The 747-nt window shown below is 46.1% G+C and carries 1 protein-coding gene and 1 pseudogene; both read left to right on the top strand.

The genetic code is table 11. The features are described from left to right. Positions 1-418 (top strand): cbb3-type cytochrome c oxidase subunit I (locus A3763_RS06490; protein ID WP_197482811.1); only part of this gene is annotated, 418 nt, incomplete at its 5' end. A 129-nt stretch (positions 419-547) separates the two neighbouring features. Continuing rightward, positions 548-747, top strand: a pseudogene (locus tag A3763_RS06485) (nitric oxide reductase activation protein); the annotation flags it as partial.

Here is a 747-nt window from a genome sequence, read left to right as displayed (position 1 = left end):
CGGTTCGCAGATTACTGCAGCTCACGGACATCTAGCATTCTTTGGGGCTTACTCAATGATTGTGATGACGATAATGTCCTATTCAATGCCAATTATGCGTGGTCGCCCTCACGGCAACTGTGAAAGAGCACAGAGATTGGAGCGTATGTCGTTCTGGACAATGTGTATCGCAATGTGCGGTATTACCTTGGCCTTAACCGTGGCGGGCGTCTGGCAGATTATTCTCCAGCGTTTACCAGATGACGCAAATGCTCTGAGCTTTATGGCAACTCAAGAACAACTTCATCCTGTCTTCTGGGTACGTTTGTTCTTCGGTGTGATGTTCACTACAGGTGTAGGCATGTTCTTCGCAAGCTTCTTTGTTGGCGATAAGCAAGGTCTAGTTATCCCTGAGGGTGAGCAAAGAGCAGCTTCATAAGTGAAGTGCAAGTTGGCTGAACTTAGGAATAAGCTTAGCCAACTATATTAACCCCACTTAGGTGCAGTTAGATAAAAGGGCTGCACCTTATTCCATAACCATAATCTATGATGTTTAATCAGGTGTTAGATGGAAGAGTTAGTTGGTGAATTTTGGCATCGATTTGTTACGCGACAAGCTTCAACTGAGTTTGAAGATGCGCGCGTAGATTTAGTCGAATTGAGTGCTCAGTTAGCACCCTTTTACCGTGCTCTCGGCGGAAGCCCAGGCAAAGTGATAGAAGGTGCAATGGGACGCGAGCTGAAATTTCGTCGTAGACTGATTCAACG

Source organism: Oleiphilus sp. HI0128 (genome assembly GCF_001635365.1).
This window is presented reverse-complemented; position numbering and strand designations above follow the sequence as displayed.